The sequence below is a fragment of the Rubellimicrobium roseum genome, assembly GCF_006152145.1.
In the GTDB taxonomy this organism is placed as follows: domain Bacteria; phylum Pseudomonadota; class Alphaproteobacteria; order Rhodobacterales; family Rhodobacteraceae; genus Rubellimicrobium; species Rubellimicrobium roseum.
In genome coordinates this window covers 1-12,637 of sequence record NZ_VDFV01000010.1, presented here as the reverse complement: position 1 = coordinate 12,637, position 12,637 = coordinate 1, and the positions used below count along the sequence as shown (strand labels likewise).

At 69.2% G+C, this 12,637-nt stretch carries 13 protein-coding genes; 5 read left to right on the top strand and 8 right to left on the bottom strand.

What is annotated here, in order from left to right; all coding sequences use genetic code 11:
- Positions 1-60: 60 nt before the first annotated feature.
- The 6 genes from FHG71_RS09465 to FHG71_RS09440 all read right to left on the bottom strand — a co-directional run bounded on the left by FHG71_RS09465 (position 61) and on the right by FHG71_RS09440 (position 6,505).
- A complete protein-coding gene (locus FHG71_RS09465; RefSeq protein WP_139081390.1) occupies positions 61-1,071 on the bottom strand; it encodes a branched-chain amino acid ABC transporter permease in 1,011 nt (336 codons plus the stop codon).
- A 115-nt stretch (positions 1,072-1,186) separates the two neighbouring features.
- A complete protein-coding gene (locus FHG71_RS09460) occupies positions 1,187-2,020 on the bottom strand; it encodes an ABC transporter ATP-binding protein (RefSeq protein WP_139081389.1) in 834 nt (277 codons plus the stop codon).
- A complete protein-coding gene (locus FHG71_RS09455) occupies positions 2,017-2,793 on the bottom strand; it encodes an ABC transporter ATP-binding protein (RefSeq protein ID WP_139081388.1) in 777 nt (258 codons plus the stop codon). Before FHG71_RS09455 ends, FHG71_RS09460 begins: the two co-directional genes overlap by 4 nt.
- Before the next feature lie 107 nt (positions 2,794-2,900).
- On the bottom strand, positions 2,901-4,088 hold the full coding sequence (locus FHG71_RS09450) for an ABC transporter substrate-binding protein (protein WP_139081387.1): 1,188 nt from the start codon (positions 4,086-4,088) through the stop codon (positions 2,901-2,903).
- 122 nt (positions 4,089-4,210) lie between these two features.
- A complete protein-coding gene (locus FHG71_RS09445) occupies positions 4,211-5,410 on the bottom strand; it encodes an ABC transporter substrate-binding protein (RefSeq protein WP_139081386.1) in 1,200 nt (399 codons plus the stop codon).
- 87 nt (positions 5,411-5,497) lie between these two features.
- Complete coding sequence (locus FHG71_RS09440) at positions 5,498-6,505, bottom strand: GlxA family transcriptional regulator (protein WP_139081385.1); 1,008 nt, start codon at positions 6,503-6,505, stop codon at positions 5,498-5,500.
- A 223-nt stretch (positions 6,506-6,728) separates the two neighbouring features.
- On the opposite strand from FHG71_RS09440, the gene FHG71_RS09435 reads away from it, so the two are divergent.
- The gene (locus FHG71_RS09435) at positions 6,729-8,099 is read left to right on the top strand and encodes a class II 3-deoxy-7-phosphoheptulonate synthase (protein ID WP_139081384.1); all 1,371 of its coding nucleotides are present in this window, start codon (positions 6,729-6,731) and stop codon (positions 8,097-8,099) included.
- A gap of 44 nt (positions 8,100-8,143) precedes the next feature.
- Here FHG71_RS09435 and FHG71_RS09430 read toward each other — a convergent pair whose 3' ends face one another.
- Entirely contained in the window at positions 8,144-8,827 is a 684-nt protein-coding gene (locus FHG71_RS09430) for a PAS domain-containing protein (protein WP_139081383.1), read from the bottom strand.
- Positions 8,828-8,961: 134 nt separating this feature from the next.
- On the opposite strand from FHG71_RS09430, the gene FHG71_RS09425 reads away from it, so the two are divergent.
- Genes FHG71_RS09425 through FHG71_RS09415 form a run of 3 tightly spaced genes read left to right on the top strand, consistent with a single transcriptional unit; the run spans position 8,962 to position 11,015 of the window.
- Entirely contained in the window at positions 8,962-9,837 is an 876-nt protein-coding gene (locus FHG71_RS09425; protein WP_246045401.1) for a YicC/YloC family endoribonuclease, read from the top strand.
- A 3-nt stretch (positions 9,838-9,840) separates the two neighbouring features.
- Positions 9,841-10,497, top strand: a complete 657-nt coding sequence (gene gmk, locus FHG71_RS09420; protein ID WP_139081381.1) for a guanylate kinase — start codon at positions 9,841-9,843, stop codon at positions 10,495-10,497.
- Positions 10,494-11,015: a gamma carbonic anhydrase family protein gene (locus FHG71_RS09415; RefSeq protein ID WP_139081380.1), complete on the top strand. Its 522-nt coding sequence runs from the start codon at positions 10,494-10,496 to the stop codon at positions 11,013-11,015. Before gmk ends, FHG71_RS09415 begins: the two co-directional genes overlap by 4 nt.
- Here the strand turns inward: FHG71_RS09415 and FHG71_RS09410 are convergent.
- A complete protein-coding gene (locus FHG71_RS09410; protein WP_139081379.1) occupies positions 10,999-11,343 on the bottom strand; it encodes a hypothetical protein in 345 nt (114 codons plus the stop codon). The genes FHG71_RS09415 and FHG71_RS09410 overlap by 17 nt on opposite strands.
- 152 nt (positions 11,344-11,495) lie before the next feature.
- Between FHG71_RS09410 and FHG71_RS09405 the strand changes: the two genes are divergently transcribed.
- Positions 11,496-12,533 (top strand): ATP-binding protein, encoded by a 1,038-nt coding sequence (locus tag FHG71_RS09405; protein ID WP_139081378.1) that lies wholly within the window; start codon positions 11,496-11,498, stop codon positions 12,531-12,533.
- The last annotated feature ends 104 nt before the right edge of the window (positions 12,534-12,637 follow it).

Sequence of the window (12,637 nt, the reverse complement as noted above, 5' to 3'; positions counted from 1 at the left end):
CGGGGCGCAGGCTTGCGCCGGAGGCCGAGGACCGGGCTAGGGTCGCTTGGGGAACAGTCGTCATACCGATTGACCCTTGAAGAGGCCCGTGGGCTTGAAGAGGAGAACGATGATGAGGATCGCGAAGGAGACCGCGAACTTGTATTCGGTCGACATGATCTGGAGGAGGCCCGCCGGCGCCCAATCGCCCGGCAGGGCGTAGGCCACGACCTGCCGCCAGGCGTAGGTGACCATGACCTCGGAGAAGGCGATCACGAAGCCGCCCGCGATGGCGCCGAGCGGATTGCCCAGGCCCCCGACCACCGCCGCTGCGAAAATGGGCAGCAGGAGCTGGAAGTAGGTGAAGGCCTTGAAGCTCTTGTCGAGGCCGTAGAGGACCCCGGCCGTGGTCGCCAGCGCCGCCACGATGACCCAGGTCACGGCGACCACGCGGTTCGGGTTGATGCCCGACAGCAGCGCGAGGTCCTCGTTGTCCGAGAAGGCGCGCATCGACTTGCCGGTGCGGGTGCGGTTGAGAAACCAGAAGAGCAACGCCACGGCGATGCCGGCCACGACCACCGTGATGACCTGGGTCGAGCGGATGGCGAGTCCCTCCTCGAGCCCCGACCAGTCGCGGAAGCCGCGCGCGGTGACCACGAAGCGCTCGCCGTCGGCGAAGGCGATGTCCTCCACGCCCACGAGGAAGCGGGTGATGGCGCTCATGATGAACATGACACCCAAGGAGACGATCACCAGGATCGTCGGCGCGGCCTTGGCGTCGCGGTAGAAGCGATAGACCAGTCGGTCGGTGCCCAGGAGCAGGAGCGCCGTCGCCGCGATGGCCAGGGGCAGGGCGATGAGCGCCGTGGGCAACGGTCCGAACGTGATACCAAGGGCTTGCAGGCCGAAGGTGAGGAGGATGGTGATCGCCGTGCCGAAGGCCATCGTCTCGCCATGGGCGAAGTTCGAGAAGCGCAGGATGCCGTAGATCAGCGTCGCCCCCAGCGCCCCCAGCGCGAGCTGCGAGCCATAGGCCAGGGCGGGGATGAACACGAAGTTCAGGAAGGCCACGAGGGCGTTGAGGAGGTCCATCAGGGGGTCCTGTGGCTGCGGGTCATGGGACCAAGGATCCCGGACGCGCGTTGACGAAACGTTACAGCACCGAACGGTCGGGTTGCCGGAAGGTTAATGCGACGGGGGCCCATCCTCATCCCCCCAGGAACGACTTGCGCACCTGCGGGTCGGCCAGGAGTTCCTTGCCGGTGCCGGTGAAGGCGTTGCCGCCCTGGACGAGGACGTAGCCCTTGTCCGCAATCTCGAGCGCCTGGCGCGCGTTCTGCTCGACCATCAGGATGGTGATGCCCTGCCGCGCGATCTCGATGATGCGGTCGAAAAGCTCGTCCATGACGATGGGAGAAACGCCGGCCGTGGGCTCGTCGAGCATGAGCACGCTGGGCTGGGTCATCAGCGCACGGCCCACCGCGACCTGCTGGCGCTGGCCGCCCGACAGCTCGCCCGCGGGCTGGCGGCGCTTGTCCCTGAGGATGGTGAAGAGGCCGTAGACCTGCTCGATGGTGCGCGAGATATCGTCGCGGCGCAGGAAGGCACCCATCTCCAGGTTCTCCTCGACGGACATCGAGGGGAAGATGTTGCGGACCTGGGGCACGAAGGCCATGCCCTTGGCCACGCGGGCCTGGGGCGTGAGGCGGGTGATGTCCTCGCCGTTCAGGCGCACCGAGCCTTGCCGGAGATCGAGCATCCCGAAGACCGCCTTCATGGCGGTGGACTTGCCGGCGCCGTTGGGACCCACGATCACCGCGATCTCGCCCTTCTCGGCGGCGATGGTGCAGCCGTTGAGGATCGAGGGGCCCTTGCCGTAGCCGCCGACCATCGCTTCGCCCACGAGGAAGGCGCGGCTGACGGAGGGCGCGGGCCGGGTCTGGCGGTTGTCGGCGACGTGGAGGCCGCCGCTGCCGTTGTCCTTGGCGATCGAGCGGTCGTTGTTGCCGCGGTTGTCGCGCAGCGCCTCGTAGTCGGTCATGCCGGCACCTTGTTCTTGAGGCCCGTGCCCAGGTAGGCCTCGATCACCGCCTCGTTCTGCATGATTTCGGAGGCCGAGCCCTCGGCCAGGACCTTGCCCTGCGCCATGACGATCACCGGGTCGCAGAGGCGGCCGATGAAGTCCATGTCGTGCTCGATGACGCAGAAGGTGTAGCCGCGCTCCCTGTTCAGGCGCACGATGGCGTCGCCGATCGTGTTCAGCAGTGTCCGGTTCACGCCCGCGCCCACCTCGTCGAGGAAGACGATCCTGGCGTCGACCATCATCGTGCGGCCCAGCTCCACGAGCTTCTTCTGGCCGCCCGAGAGATTCCCGGCCTTCTCGTCCGCGACATGGCTGATCGTCAGGAACTCCAGCACCTCGTCGGCCTTGGCGGCCAGGCGGGCCTCCTCCTCGCGGATGCGGCCGCGGTGGACCCAGGCGCTCCAGATGCTCTCGCCCGTCTGGTTGGGGGGCACCATCATCAGGTTCTCGCGCACCGTCATTGAGGAGAACTCGTGCGCGATCTGGAACGTGCGCAGGAGGCCCTTGTGGAACAGCCGGTGCGGGGGCAGGCCGGTGATGTCCTCGCCGCCCATGGTGACGCGCCCGGAGGTGGGCGTCAGGCGCCCCGCGATCACGTTGAACAGCGTGGTCTTGCCGGCGCCGTTGGGACCGATGAGGCCTGTGATCGAACCCTGGCGGATCTTAAGGCTGGCGCCGTCCACGGCGCGGAAGCCGCCGAAATGCTTGTGGAGGTCGTGGACCTCGATCATGCGGGGAAGTCCCTTCGGGAAAGCGGACCCGTGGGCGGGTCTCTTGAATAGCGCAACGGCCCGGGGCCATACCCCAGGCCGTGCATTTCCGTCAACGTAACTTTATGTCAGCGGAACTGGACCGTTTCGATCTGGCCGTCCTTGAACTCGAGTTCGCGGAAGTTGCCCGCGGATTCACCCGTCCCGATGAGTTCCACGGCGGTGGCGCCCACGTAGTCGATGTCGGTGCCGGCCGCGATCAGCTCCAGCGCCTTGCCCAGCTCGCCCGGGAGGACCTGCTCACCCGGGGCGTTGGCGACCGACTCGACCTGCGCGGCCCAGTCGGCGCCGTTGGTCGAGCCCGCCGCCGCCATGGCGAGCATGATCAGCGCGGCCGCGTCGTAGGACTCGCCGGCGTAGACCGAGGTCCCGTCGAGGCTCTGGGCCGAGGCGATCTCCTGGAAGGCGGCCGCGCCGGGGCTGTCGGTGCCCGGCATGGTGCCGAAGGAGGTCGCGAGGCCTTCGCCTAAGGTGTCGACGATGTCCTGGCCGATCATGCCGTCGGGCAGCACGAAGGTCTCGAACGCGCCGGTGTCGAGCGCGTTCTGGATGATGCCGCGTCCGCCCTGGTCGGTGTAGCCCGCCACCAGCAGCACGTCCGAGCCGGAGGCCGCGAGCGAGGCGACCTCGGCCGAGTAGTCGGCCTTGCCGTCCTCGTGGGGCACGGTGATCGACACGGTGCCGCCCGCCGCGGTGAAGGCGGTCGTGAAGGCGTCCGCGAGGCCCTTGCCGTAGTCGTTGTTGGTGTAGGTCAGCGCCACGTCGGTCACGCCGCGCTCCTGCAGCACCTGAGCTAGGATCTCGCCCTGGCGGGCGTCCGACGGCGCGGTGCGGAAGAAGAGGCCGTTGTCTTCGGCGGTCGAGAGGCCGGGCGAGGTGGCCGAGGGCGAGATCATCCCGATGCCGTTGGGCACGGCGACGTTGGTCAGCACGGCGCCGGTCACGCCCGAGCAGTCGGCGCCCATGATGGCGTTGGCGCCGCCCGCCACGAGGCCTTCGGCCGCGGCCGTCGCGGCGGCGGCGTCGATGCAGGTGGAGTCGGCGCGCTCGACGCCGACCTGCTGGCCGAGGAGGCCGCCCGCGGCGTTCACTTCGTTGATCGCCATCTCGGCGCCGGTGGCCATGTTCGGCGTGATGGATTCGAGCGGGCCGGTGAAGCCCAGGATGATGCCGATCTTGGGCGCGGCCGCGTCCTGCGCGGCGGCGGCGCCCGCGAGGAGCGCGAGGGCCGAGGCGGCCCGGAGCAACTTGGTCATGTATGGTCTCCCTGACGGATTCTTGGACCTGCCGGGCAGGCTAGTGGCGCGCCCGGGGAAAGGGAAGAACCGTCAGGGCCAGTGACTTGGCGTCCGGTCTTGCACCGGACGCCATTGTTCCTTCAGCGGAAACGGATCGTCACGATCTCCCCTTCCTTGAACTCGACCTCGCGATAATTGCCGGCGGACTCGCCTGCGCCGATCAGCTCGACCGCCGTGGCCCCCACGTAGTCGATGTCGGTGCCGGCGCGGATCAGCTCCAGCGCCTTGGCCAGCTCGCCCGGCAGGATCTCCTCGCCGGGGGCGTTGGCGAGGTCCGCCACCTTCTGGGTCCAGTCGGCGGAGTTCGTCGAGCCCGCGGCCTCCATCGCCATCATGATGAGCGCGGCGGCGTCATAGGACTCGGGCGAGAAGGCGGAGGTGCCGTCGAAGCCCTCGGCGGTGGCGATCTCCTGGAAGCGCGTCGCGCCGGGGCTGTCGGTGCCGGGATACTGTCCGAAGGATGAGGACAGACCGTCGCCCAGTACGTCCACGATCTCCTGGCCGATCATGCCGTCGGGCAGCACGAAGGTTTCGAAGGCGCCGGTGTCGAGCGCGTTGCGAATGATGCCGCGGCCGCCCTGGTCGGTGTAGCCCGCCACCACGAGGATGTCCGAGCCCGACGCAGCCAGGGAGGCGACCTCGGCCGAGTAGTCGGCCTTGCCGTCCTCGTGCGCGGCGGTGATGGAGATCGTGCCGCCCCCGGCCGTGTAGGCCTGGGTGAAGCTGTCGGCGAGGCCCTTGCCGTAGTCGTTGTTGGTGTAGGTCAGCGCGACCTCGGAGACGCCCCGGTCCTTGAGGATGTCGGCCATGACCTGGCCCTGGCGGGCGTCCGACGGCGCGGTGCGGAAGAACAGGCCGCTGTCCTCGGCGGTCGAGAGGCCGGGCGAGGTGGCCGACGGCGAGATCATCCCGATGCCGTTGGGCACAGCGACGTTGGTCAGGATGGCGTTGGTCACGCCCGAGCAGTCGGCGCCCATGATGGCGTTGATGCCGCCGTTCACCAGCCCCTCGGTCGCGGCCGTCGCGGCGGCGGCGTCGATGCAGGTGGAGTCGGCGCGCTCGGAGGTGACCTGCTGGCCGTTCACGATGCCGCCGGCGGCATTTACCTCGGCGATGGCGACCTCGGCGGACTGGGCCATGAAGGGGGTGATCGATTCGAGCGGCCCGGTGAAGCCGAGCACGATGCCGATCTTGGGGGCGGCCCCGGAGGGGGCATCCTGAGCGACGGCCGCGCCAGCGCAGAGCGCCGTGGCCGAAGCGGCCAGGAGCAGTTTCTTCATTGGTGGTCTCCCTGTCGGATTCTTGTGATCCTGCCCGCTAGGCTAGACACCGCCCGCGGCCAAAGGAAGACAGACGCTGCGGAGCGCTCAGATCGACAGGCGCGCGCCGCCCTGGGTGCCGCGTTCGCGATAGGGCGTGGTGCCATAATGGGCACGGTAGCATTTCGAGAAATGCGAGGGCGAGGCGAAGCCGCAGGCCAGCGCGACGTTGATGACGCTCATGTCCGTCTGCATCAGCAGGTTGCGCGCCTTCTGGAGACGAAGCTCCATGTAATAGCGCTTAGGGCTGCGGTCGAGGTAGCGGCGGAAGAGCCGTTCGAGCTGCCGGGTCGACAGCCCCACGTCACGCGCGAGCGTCGCCGGGCTGATCGGCTCCTCGATGGCCTGCTCCATGATCTGGATGACGCGGCTGAGCTTGGGGTGGCGCACGCCGATCCGGGTGGGGATCGAGAGGCGCTGCGTGTCCTGGTCGGTGCGGATCGAGGAATAGATGAGCTGGTCGGCGACGGCGTTGGCCAGCTCCTCGCCGTGGTCGTCGGCGATGAGCTTGAGCATGAGGTCGATCGAGGCCGTGCCCCCGGCGGTCGTGATCCGGTTTCCGTCGACGACGAAGACCGACTTAGTCAGCGTCACGTCCTCGAACTCCTCGAAGAAGGAGTCCTGGTTCTCCCAGTGGATAGTCGCCTTCTTGCCGTCGAGGAGCCCCGCCTTGGCCAGCGTGTGCGCCGCCGTGCAGAGCCCGCCGATGACGATCCCGCGCCGCGCCTCGCGCCGGAGCCAGTTGAGCAGGGGCCGGGTCGTCGCGTCCTGCACGTCGATGCCGCCGCAGACCATGATCGTGTCGTCGCGCGCCAGTTCGCCCAGGTCCATGTCGAGCTTGAAGCGCGTCCCGTTCGAGCAGGTGACGCTGTCGCCGCCCTCGCCGGCCAGGACCCAGTTGTAGAGTGTCTGCCCGGCCATGCGGTTGGCGATGCGCAGTGACTCCACCGCGCAGGCGAAGCAGAGCATCGTGAAGTTGTCGAGAAGCACGAAGACGAAGCGGCGGGAGCGCGGACGAAGGCTGTCGAGCTCGACGATCTGAGGCTGGATGTTCATGGGACCCACCTGGGACCGGCACTCCGCCGTCCCGCGGCGACATTCTCTCAGGTTCGTCCGGAAACGACAAGAGGGTTGCTCGGACGCGACATTTCGTGTCGCGGACGGTCCGCATCTTTCGCCCGTGCGGCCCGTTTTGCGTTGGACTTGACGGGGGGGAGAGCTATAAGCGCGCCCTATCGAAAACGGGGCCGACCCGCGACACGGGCCAAGGAGAACGACCATGGGGGAATGGCAGAAGACCGACTGGCGGAAGTTGCCGCGGGTGCAGATGCCCGACTATCCCGACCAGGACCGCCTGCGCGACGTCGAGGCGCGGCTCGCCTCCTATCCCCCGCTCGTCTTCGCCGGAGAGGCGCGCAAGCTCAAGGCGCATCTGGCCAAGGTGTCCAAGGGCGAGGCCTTCCTGCTTCAGGGCGGGGACTGCGCCGAAAGCTTCGCGGAGTTCTCGGCCGACAACATCCGCGACACCTTCAAGGTGCTGCTGCAGATGGCGATGGTGTTGACCTACGGCGCCAAGGTGCCGGTGGTGAAGGTCGGCCGCATCGCCGGCCAGTTCGCCAAGCCGCGCTCGGCCGCGATGGAGACGATCGGGGGCGTGGAGCTGCCGTCCTACAAGGGCGACATCATCAACGGCTTCGACTTCACGGAAGCCGCGCGGGTGCCCGATCCGGACCGGATGCTGCAGGCCTATCTCCAGGCGGCGGCGTCGCTCAACCTGCTGCGCGCCTTCGCCACCGGGGGCTACGCCGACGTCCACAAGGTGCACGCCTGGACGCTGGGCTTCACCGCGAGCCCCGAGGCCGAGAAGTATCGCGAGATGGCCAACCGCATCTCGGATACGCTCGACTTCATGCGCGCGGCCGGGATCAGCGACGAGGCAGCGCACACGCTCCAAACCGTGGAGTTCTTCACCTCGCACGAGGCGCTTCTGCTGGAATACGAGGAGGCCCTGACCCGCGTGGACTCGACCACCGGCCAGTGGCTCGCGGGCTCGGGCCACATGATCTGGATCGGCGACCGCACGCGGCAGCCGGACGGGGCGCATGTCGAATACTGCCGCGGCGTGCAGAACCCGATCGGGCTCAAGTGCGGGCCGTCGATGACCTCCGGGCATCTCAAGGCGCTGATGTCGAAGCTCAACCCCAGGAACGAGCCGGGGCGGCTGACGCTGATCTCGCGCTTTGGCGCGGGCAACGTGGGCGAGCATCTGCCGCGACTGGTGCGCGCGGTGCAGGAGGAGGGCGCGAACGTCGTCTGGGTCTGCGACCCGATGCACGGGAACACGATCAAGTCCTCGACCGGCTACAAGACGCGGCCCTTCGAATCCGTGCTGCGCGAGGTGCGGGAGTTCTTCGCCGTCCACAACGGCGAGGGCACGATTCCCGGCGGCGTCCATTTCGAGATGACCGGCAAGGACGTGACCGAATGCACGGGTGGCGTGCGCGCGGTCACGGACGAGGATCTGTCGGACCGCTACCACACCGCTTGCGACCCGCGCCTCAACGCGTCCCAGGCGCTGGAACTGGCGTTCCTCGTCTCGGAGGAGTTGTCCGCCCGCCGCACGGCGCTGGCTCGCGCCGAGGCGGTCTGAGATCCATGATCTTGGGCGGGGGCCGGTGCCTCCGCCCGTGCCTGTCAGGGATTGGAGACGACCAGACGCAGGAAGGGACGCCGGGGCTCGGCAAGTTCCCTGATCCGGGGTTCGCCCGCGGCGGCCAGCACGGGCCAGGCGGCGGGGCGCAGCTTCTCGTGCCGGACGCCCGCCGCCTCGTTCACGTCGAAGCGCACGCGGCTCATCCGCATCGCGCGGTCGAGGAACACCCCACCCACGGCGCGCGTGACCTTGCCTTCGTGGTCGAGGAGCGGCATGAGCAGGAGCCGCCCCGTCGCCGGCGGGTGAAGGGCGCCGCGCCAGGCGGTGAGCGGCAGGTCCACGAGCGCCGGCCCGTCGAAGCAGCGGTCCAGCCAGACCCGCAGCCGGTTGCGTCCCTCGGGCGTGAAAAGGAGCGACAGGGGCATCCCGCGCGCCTCGAAGCCCAGATGGCCGCGGAGCATCTGCCCGCTGGTGCGTACGCGGGCGATGCCGGGGGCGACTCGCTCAAGGATGAAGGCATGGGGCAGGGCGCTTGCGAAGCGCGTGGCGTCGAGATCGCGGCGGCGGGGCAGGAACGCCGCGCCCCGGATCTCGCGCCAGTAGGCCTCCAGCTCGGCAAGGCCCTCGCGCCCGGCTGGCACGGTGCGCAGCACGTTGTCGTCGCAATCGTCCGTTCGCCCGCAGAGGCTCCCTTCCATGTCTTCCAGAAGGTCGTCGTAGGACATCGCCGGGCTCCGGGGCTGAAATGGTTACGCAAGTCTTAAGCTACCCGCTTTGTCGGTGATGTCTGTTACTAAAGTGTTAACGGGTTAATTCCATTTCCGTCCGTGATGAATCAGGAGGCACAATGATCCGCTCCATGACCGCATTTGCCAGCCGCAGGGGCGGGCGCGACGATGTCGAATGGGACTGGGACCTGCGCAGCGTGAACGGGCGGGGGCTGGACCTGAGGCTGCGCCTTCCGGACGGGATCGAAGGGCTCGAGGCGGGAGTCCGCGCCGCGCTTCAGGCCCGGCTCGCGCGGGGGAGCGTGTCGCTGGCGCTGCGGCTGTCGCGGAGCGCGGGCGAGGGCGGTTTCGGCATCGACGAGGCCCAACTCGACCGCGTGCTGCACGCGCTGGAGCAGGTCCAGCAGCGGGCTTTCGCCCTGGGAGTGACGCTGGGCCAGCCCACGGCGGCCGATGTGCTGCTACAGAAGGGGGTGGTCATCGCGGCCCCGGCGAGCGCGGACGAGGGGCTGCTCGCCGCGCTGCTTCAGGATCTGGACGGGCTCCTCGACGACTTCGTGGCCGCGCGGGAGGGGGAGGGCGCGGCGCTGGAGGGCCTTCTTTCGAATCAGATAGCTAGCATCGAATCACTCGTGGACGAGTCCCAGCGACTCGCTGACGCTCGCAAGGACGATTCGGCGGAGGCCCTGCGCGCCGCGCTGCGGCGGGTCGCAGAGAGCGTGCCCGATGTGGACGAGGGGCGGCTCGCGCAGGAGCTGGCCCTGATCGCGGTCAAGGCGGACGTCACCGAGGAGCTCGACCGGCTCCGCGCCCATGTCGCGCAGGGGCGCGCGCTGATCGCCGATCCCAAGCCCGCCGGCCGCCGGCTCGACTTCCTCCTGCAGGAGTTCAACCGCGAGGCCAACACGCTCCTGTCCAAGTCCGGTTCGGCGGCCCTCACCCGCATCGGCCTTGACCTGAAGGCGGCCATCGACCAGATGCGCGAGCAGGTCCAGAACGTGGAGTAACGCATGGCGGCCCTTTCCGCGCCCGAACGCCGGGGTCTGCTCGTCATCCTGTCCTCCCCCTCCGGGGCCGGAAAGACCACCATCGCGCGCCGCCTGCTGGCCGCCGACCCGGCCATCCGCTTCTCCGTCTCGGCCACCACGCGCGCCCCGCGCCCCGGCGAGGTCGACGGGCGCGAATATCACTTCGTCACCCGCCCCGCCTTTGAGGCCATGGTGGAGCGCGGGGAGTTGCTGGAGCATGCGGAGGTCTTCGGGAACCTCTACGGCTCGCCCCGGCTGCCCATCGAGCTCGCCATGGCCGACGGACGCGACACGCTGTTCGACATCGACTGGCAGGGGGGACAGCAGATCCGGAACTCGGCGCTGGGGCGCGAGGTGGTGTCGATCTTCATCCTCCCGCCTTCCATGGCGGAACTGGAGCGGCGCCTGCGCGGGCGCGGCCAGGACAGCGAGGAGGTCATCGCGGGCCGCATGGCGCGCAGCATGGCCGAGGTGAGCCACTGGGCCGAGTACGACTACGTGCTGGTGAACCGCGACGTGGACGAGACCGAGGCCCGCGTGCGCCACATCGTCGAGGTTGAGCGGCTTCGGCGCGAGCGGCAGCCTTGGCTCAACGACTTCGTGCGCAGCCTCTCGCGCGAGTTCGAGGCGGCGCAATGATCTGGGAGCTGGACGGCGAGCGGCCCGAGATCCATCCCACCGCTTGGATCGCGCCGAACGCCCAGGTGATCGGGCGCGTTCGGATCGGGGCGGGTGCCTCGGTCTGGTGGGGGGCGGTCCTGCGCGGCGACAACGAATGGATGGAGATCGGCGAGGACACCAACGTGCAGGACCTTTCGGCGCTGCACAGCGACTGGGGCTTTCCGCTGCGAATCGGCGCGGGCTGCACGATCGGGCACAAGGCCATCGTCCATGGCTGCACCGTCGAGGACAATTGCCTGATCGGCATGGGCGCGACGGTGCTGAACGGCGCGGTGGTGGCGCGGGACAGCCTCGTGGGGGCGGGGGCGCTGGTGACCGAAGGCAAGAGCTTCGGGCCCCGGACCCTGATCGTCGGGAGCCCCGCCAAGGCGATCCGTCCCCTCGACGACGATGCGGTGGAGCGGCTGCGCCAGTCGGCCCGGTCCTACGCCGCCAATGCCGAGCGCTTCGCCCGTGGCCTCAGATCCCTGGACTGACCCGGAAGAGGTCGAAATCGAGGTCGGGCGCGACCTCGCGCACCTCCTCGACGATGGCCGCCACGTTCGGCAGGTCGGGCGCGAGCGCCCGGTATCGCCCCGCGAAGCCCAGTTCGGCCAGCCGACGCGCGATATCCACCGCGTCGTGCCCGTCGTCCACCAGCCAGGACAGCACCATGCCGGGCGCGACCTCCGCCAGGAGCCCGGCGTCGATCTCGTCGAAGCGGGCAAAGCGGAAGCCGTCGAGATCGGGCGCGCGGCGGCCGTGCCGCTCCCACGCGTCGAGGTTGCCGATCACGAGGATCATCTCCGCCGGGGCACCTGTCATACTGGCCTCGCCGTTGCCCCTCGCGCCATCGCGGGCCCCGAAGGTCGCCCGGCCCCACACGAACGCGTGACTACGGGATCGTTCGCCGCCTCACAACAGCACAAGGCCTGGCTGTTCCACTGGCGCGTGAATCGTCCTAATCGGGTCACACCATGACCCCGGACATCCTCGCTCTCGTCAAAGCCCTGCCGATCCCCGCCGTCCTGATCGACGCCTCCGAGCGCATCGAGGCCGCCAATCCCGCGGCGGCGTCGCTGTTCGGCCATGACGGGACAGGGCGGCACTACATCACCGTGCTGCGCCAGCCCGCGACGCTCGACGTGGTGGAGGCCACGCTGCGCGACGGCCACCCGCGCGAGGGGCGCTACCTCGGCACGGATGGCAGCCGCGACACGACCTGGCGCGTCAGCGCCCGCGACGTCGCCTTGGCCACGGGCCGGCGCGTCATCGTCACCTTCGAGGATGTGACGGCCGTGGAGGAGGCGGGCACGATCCGGCGGGACTTCGTGGCCAACGTCAGCCACGAGCTGCGCTCACCTCTGACCGCGCTCCTGGGCTTCGTGGAAACGTTGCGCGGGCCCGCGCGGGACGACGCCGCGGCGCGCGAGCGCTTCTTGGGCATCATCCTGCGCGAGGCGCAGCGCATGGCCCGGCTCGTGGACGACCTTCTGAGCCTCAGCCGCGTCGAGGCCGAGGAGCGGCGCCGTCCGACCGAGCGCGTGGACCTTCGCGCCCTCGCGGCCTCGGTCGCCGCGACGCTGGAGCCCGTGGCCGCGCAGTCCGGCGCCGAGATCCGGCTCAACCTGCCGGACCAGGCGCCGACGATCCTTGGCGACTCGGGGCAGCTCCGGCAGGTCCTGACGAACCTGGTGGAGAACGCGATCAAGTACGGCGGCCGCAGCGGCCCCGTGGAAGTCGCGCTGACGGGGCCCGCCGAGCAGCCGGGCCTGCGGCGTCAGGGCGTCCGGCTCTCCGTGACCGACCGCGGGCCGGGGATCGCCGCGCACCATATCCCGCGGCTCACGGAACGCTTCTACCGCGTTGACACGCATCGCTCGCGCGAGGTGGGTGGCACGGGGCTTGGGCTCGCCATCGTCAAGCACATCGTGAGCCGCCATCGCGGGCGGCTTCGCATCGAGAGTGAAATCGGCAGAGGCAGCACGTTCTCAGTCATCCTGCCGGCCGACTGATGGCGGGGCGCAGGCCTCGCCAGGTCGGATCCAATGTTGTCACCAAGTTAAAACGTCGCCGGCCGTGCAAAGTAGAACTGTCGCGCTGCGCCTGGCCGGAGCGG